Origin of the sequence: Psychroflexus sp. MES1-P1E, from assembly GCF_002836055.1 — a bacterium.
GTDB lineage: Bacteria > Bacteroidota > Bacteroidia > Flavobacteriales > Flavobacteriaceae > Psychroflexus.
This window is the reverse complement of the sequence record NZ_PJBS01000175.1, coordinates 1-4,808: the sequence shown is the minus strand read 5'-3', so window position 1 is coordinate 4,808 and position 4,808 is coordinate 1. Positions and strand designations below refer to the sequence as shown.

At 30.9% G+C, this 4,808-nt stretch carries 6 protein-coding genes; all 6 read left to right on the top strand.

Features of this window, described 5'->3' with window-relative positions; genetic code table 11:
* On the top strand, positions 1-859 hold an 859-nt coding region (locus CXF67_RS08105; protein WP_257984633.1), incomplete at its 5' end, for a hypothetical protein.
* 221 nt (positions 860-1,080) lie between these two features.
* Entirely contained in the window at positions 1,081-2,127 is a 1,047-nt protein-coding gene (locus tag CXF67_RS08100; protein WP_102088300.1) for a T9SS type A sorting domain-containing protein, read from the top strand.
* Positions 2,128-2,376: 249 nt separating this feature from the next.
* Complete coding sequence (locus CXF67_RS08095) at positions 2,377-3,042, top strand: hypothetical protein (RefSeq protein WP_102088299.1); 666 nt, start codon at positions 2,377-2,379, stop codon at positions 3,040-3,042.
* 218 nt (positions 3,043-3,260) lie between these two features.
* Positions 3,261-3,515: a hypothetical protein gene (locus CXF67_RS08090; RefSeq protein ID WP_102088298.1), complete on the top strand. Its 255-nt coding sequence runs from the start codon at positions 3,261-3,263 to the stop codon at positions 3,513-3,515.
* A gap of 137 nt (positions 3,516-3,652) precedes the next feature.
* Positions 3,653-3,856 (top strand): hypothetical protein, encoded by a 204-nt coding sequence (locus CXF67_RS08085; RefSeq protein WP_145990405.1) that lies wholly within the window; start codon positions 3,653-3,655, stop codon positions 3,854-3,856.
* A 226-nt stretch (positions 3,857-4,082) separates the two neighbouring features.
* Positions 4,083-4,580: a hypothetical protein gene (locus tag CXF67_RS08080; RefSeq protein ID WP_145990404.1), complete on the top strand. Its 498-nt coding sequence runs from the start codon at positions 4,083-4,085 to the stop codon at positions 4,578-4,580.
* Positions 4,581-4,808: the final 228 nt, after the last annotated feature.

Genomic DNA, 4,808 nt, shown 5'->3' with positions numbered 1-4,808 from the left:
CGTCATTAAAACAAAATCGAGCCAAATAATGAAAATTGAAAAAGTAAAAAACTATAACCAAAAACTATTAGCAGTTTTAGGAACAATAGGAGCGATATTTTTGGTGGTAGCCTTAATTGCTTTTATTTCGGTAATGATTCAAGAATATCGTAGGTCTTCTTCTTATGATGATGTAGAAACTGGAATCTTATCTGATGAAAAAATTGAAAAACTACAAAAAGAGAATAAACGAGAGCAAGTTATCTCTTTCAGGCAACCGAGATTAATTGATACCCTAAGCTCAACCTATATCATTCCTGTTTCTCATAAAACTTTGGACGAACAAGAAGGTCTTGGTGGACTTTTAAATGCTTACAGTGGTTCATCCGATTTCGAACCAAGTGATAGCCGATATTCAAGCAAAATATATGGAGATTATAATAATGTAATTATTTACAAACCGAAAAATGGAACCAGTAAAAAACTATTCAATAAAAGAATAAATTTTGACAGAATTCAATCCGAATATTTTGGCGATGACATCTTTTTGCTAATAAATGTTGCGCAAAAAGACACTTATAAAGATGGTGTGATAAATCTAAATGATTTTAAAAGCCTGCACATTTATTCTTTAAAAAGTGAAAAGCTAGAAAATATTGAGATTGAAGGAATGGACGTTTATGATTATGAATTTTTAAACGAAACAAAAGATTTGATTATTAGGTTTGGAATTGACAAAAATGATGACGGAACTTACAATGAATATAACGAGCCGACAATCATAAAAAAATATAATTTAGAAACTGGAATTTTAACGGATATTGTTGACGAAAAAATACGTTCGGAACTTCAGAAAACTTTAGAAGGTTCGCAGAAATAACGACGCACAACAATGTATAAAAAACATAGGGCATTTGTGCTAAAACGAAAGTTCTGTGCATATTAACAAAGTCCGCTAAATATAAAATTTGGCGTTTATAGTAGAAAAGATAAAAGCAAAATATTTATATTTAGCTAAGTAATAAACCGAAACAAAAGTGCTTATCACCTGCCCTACGTTTCTTATACTAACCGTTGGCAAACATTAAAAACTGAAATTCAATGAACAAAGTGTTTTCATTTAGCCTTTTGGTTATTACCGTAGTTTCACTTAATGCTCAAACAACTGATGTTGTAACAGGCTTAAGCTCACCATATGGGATATTTCTCAATGGAACTGATTTATACATTGCAGAAAAAACTGGTGGTAAAATATCCAAAATTGATATTACAGATACCAATCCTACCGCAGTGGATGTCATTACAGGTATTGTAGGGCCTACTGATATTGTCCTTAGTGGAAACGATCTATACTTTCTAGAAAATGGGTCAGAGATACTATCAAAAATTGATATTACCGACACAAACCCGATACCTGAAGTAGTTATTACTGGATTATCAAGTCCGACAGGAATGGTAATAAGCGGAAATTTTATATTCATAGCTGAATTTACAGGTCGTAAAATATCCAAAGTTGATATTACTCAAAGTAATCCCGTATTAGTAGATGTATTAACAAATGGACTCTTCTATCCAAATAATCTCTTTCTGTTGGGAAATGAATTATACATAACAGATTTTGGCTATGATTTTGTATTAAAGATAGACATTACTGATTCAAATCCAATTGCGACAGAAGTAGTTGCTGATTTAGATGGACCTTCAAATGTAGCAAGTTATGGAAATCAATTATTTATTGCTGAACACGACGGAAATAAAATATCCAAGATAAATTTAACTGACCCAATCCCAAGCCCAATTGATGTAGTTACTGGAATTGATTTTCCTTCGGATATAGTTTTTCACGATAACGTATTATATATAGCAGAACTAAGTGGGAATAAAATATCGAAATTAGAGGCCAATTTAGGAATTGATAATATGGTATTGAAAAGTAAAATACTTTTGTATCCAAATCCTTCTAAAGGTACTATTCAATTATTAAACATTTCCGGATTAGAAGGATATAAAATATATAATTCAATAGGGTCAAAAGTTTTAGAAGGATCAATTTCGGAAAACGAAAAAATAAATATTCAAAACTTACAGAATGGAGTTTATATCATCGAACTGAGTTGTGGAAAAACAATTAACTTTATAAGAAATTAACGTTTGCCAACAACGGCTATAATTCAGCAGGTCTGAATCGTAAGCTTGATATTTATTGCTACATTTAAGCTTATTAATTAATCGGAATGATTTCGGTAAGCTGCTCCTCCATCCGACTTGTCCGCTGCGCAGACGCCTCGGGGTCGCGCCAGTCCTGCCGAAATCATAGCCAAACACGTTGGCAAACATTATGAAAAAATGAAATACAAAATTAGAACAATATCAGTTTTTCATTTCGTATTTACATTTATGACAATACTACTAAGCTTATCCTATGTAACTTATAAATTTAAAGAAGCAACTGATATAAATCCCGATGAATTAATTGTTTTTATTATAGCTACTTTATTAATTTTTGTAATTTATTGGATTTCCGTAAAATTAACTTCTGGTATTGCAGAAATTACTTTATCAAAAGAGCATCTTGAATTTGAATGGCTGAACAAACCAATATTGAAATCTCAAGATAATCATAAGATTGATTTATATGAAATTGATAGTTGGAGTTTTTCAATAGAATATCATTATAATTCTTTAGATATAAATTGTCATTCATCTAGTATTTCAATCTCAAGATTTCCTGAATGGGGACATAATAAAGATGATTTTCAAAGTTTTATAAGTTCTTTTTCTCATAAAATAGAAAGGATTAATAAAAAAAAACTTGAGAGAAATAAAAGAAATGATAGATCAGATCAAAAAGTAGACAATGAAAAACTTATAAGAGATCAGGAAAAAGTTTTTAATAGCTCGAAAATGCCTAAAATTCTATTGGGTGTTTATATAATTGTTATGATTCTCGGTGTTTTTTATGTTTATAATAATTGGAATACAGGAAAATCGAACATAGGAATAGTAATAGCTGGACTAATTGGATGTGTTTTTTATATAAGAAAATACAGAAAGAAAAAATAACGTTTGCCAACACGAGGCTATAAGTAATGCGAGAGGTTCAGGCAAAATCGAAAGGTCTGTGCATTTTTTTTCGCTCGCAATTTGTATCTTTAAAATATGAAAATTATAAATAGAAAATTGCTCGCTTGGGTCTGTGCTGAATTGAAAGGTTTTGGCTTTTTAACCTCGCACTACATATAGCCCAACCGTTGTGCCGCATACCAAAACGTCCTGAAAATATGGAAACAAATGAGAAACTAAGAGAACAGATTTTCGAGATTATAAAAAATCAACTTAGGGATAATGAGCCACCTGAAACTAAGTCCACGTATAACAGATTAATAAGAAAAGGATTTGATGATATGCAAATCAGACAAATGATTGGACAATGTTTGGCCGTTGAGTTATTTGATGTTATGAAATTTAGAAAACCATATAATAATGCACGATATATAAAGAATTTATTAGCTTTACCTAAAGAACCTTTTGATTAAATGAAAAAAAATACCAAAAGAGAATACAGACTTCGTTCAGCCAAGAGTTGGATAAAAATATATTCTGGGAACAATGTTGTTAAAGGATATTCTAAAAAATACTCTGTCAATAAATTATGCGTGTAAAGGAGTTACGAATGATAGGAAATGAAATTTCAGAGGAATACGAAAGATCGTTAATGAACTCAATGGAAGCACTAAGACAACAAAGACTTTCATTCAAGAAAAAAAGAGAAGATGAATTGAATACCGTTTATGAATTCGAAAATGATGAAAATTTTACGCTGATTATTGGATATACAAACGGTGGATTTCCATACGGACTGACTCACGAAGAATAAAGTACGACGGCACAACAATGGCTATAATTAATACGGGTTTAATGCTTAACCCAAAGTTCAAAGCCTTTAACGAAGTCCGCCAAACCTTTTGATTTGGCTTTAGAACAAAAAAGATAAAACAAAATAAAAAGTTTTGGCTAAATGCTTAATCGGAAATTCAGTAATTTTAATTCCCGCACTAACCATAGCCTAAACGTTGGCAACAAGCTGAAAAAACTCACTCAAATTGAATAAGGACAAATTTAAAATAGCAATAATTCTAACTTTGATTCCGACATTGGCTATGGCAAATGCTGGTTCACCAATGATGTGGTTTGGAATTTTACATTCTCTGATTTTGAATTCTCTAATCGGAATTTATGAAAGTCACTACTTGGATAAAAGAGAAATCTCTAATCGGATGTGGCTAATCATTATCGGGAATTATTTCTCAATGTTTATTGGACTATATTTCATCGCACCTTATTTTTCTTCAATTTCTGGAAATATTGACTTTTGGGGCGGAAACACATCTTATGGAAATTATGAATTAACCGGATTTATATTTGGAATGTTAGCTTCTTTTATTGCAACATTAATTTTGGAATTTCCTTTCTATTATTTATCAATAAAAGACAAAACAAAATGGAAAAATGGAACTTGGAAGTTTATCGAGGCAAATACAATATCGAATACAGTTATGTTTTTAATTTATTTTATGATTGTAGTCGGAGGAAGTAAATAAAAAAGCCAGTTGCCAACAATGGCTATAATTAATACGGGTTTTGGTGCTTAACCCAAAGTTTAGTGCTTTAATTAAGTCCGCCAAATCTTTTTGATTTGGCTTTATAAAGAAAAAAGATAAAACAAAATAAAAAGTTTTGGCTAAGTGCTTAATCGGAAATTCACTACTTTTAATTCCCGTACTAACCATAGCCGAGCCGTTGTAAACAATTAAAAAACTCAGTCCTAG